This window comes from Bacillus sp. LR--39, from assembly GCF_053613335.1.
The window spans coordinates 1-634 of the sequence record NZ_JBSIOT010001091.1; the positions used below are offsets into that span (position 1 = coordinate 1).

Here is a 634-nt window from a genome sequence, read left to right on the forward strand (position 1 = left end):
AAGCTGGCCGGCGACCGCCGTATCGACCGCACCCAATAAAGGAGTGGTGATCGTTGAAATGATCAGCGGAACGGCGAGTGCTAGATATTGCTTGTGATTCATCTGTTAAGACCCCCCTTAGGATTCAAACACCTGAAGCAGCTTTTTGGCATATGGGTGCCTTTCGGCAGAAAAAAGCTCTTCTTTTTCAAATTGATCGGCAATCTGCCCGTCTTTCATGACCATGATGCGATGGCTCATGAAGTGGACAGCGGCCAGATCGTGGGAAATAAATAAATAAGAAAGGCCCATAGCATCCTGCAAATCTTTGAGAAGATCCAGGATCTTCGCCTGACTGGTGACATCCAGGCTTGCTGTAGGCTCATCAAAGATGATTAAAGACGGATGAGTGCTGATGGCTCTGGCGATCAAGGCCCGCTGGCGCTGCCCGCCGCTTAATTCGTGCGGATAGCGGTCAAGGAGGCGCGAGGGAAGGCCGACCATTGAGAACAGACGCTCAGCCGTCAGACGGCGGCTGCCTCGGAAGTCCCTTAAAAATGACGGCATGTCTTGTTTGGAAACATCAAGCGGCTCCATAACTGAATCGATAATATTGAGCTTTGGATTGAATGATGCAGCTGGATTTTGGAAAACA

The 634-nt window shown here is 50.2% G+C and carries 1 protein-coding gene; it reads right to left on the bottom strand.

Going from position 1 to position 634, the window contains the following annotated elements; genetic code table 11:
* Nucleotides 1–117 precede the first annotated feature (117 nt).
* On the bottom strand, nucleotides 118–634 hold a 517-nt coding region (locus tag ACWHAR_RS28635; protein ID WP_452088643.1), incomplete at its 5' end, for an ATP-binding cassette domain-containing protein.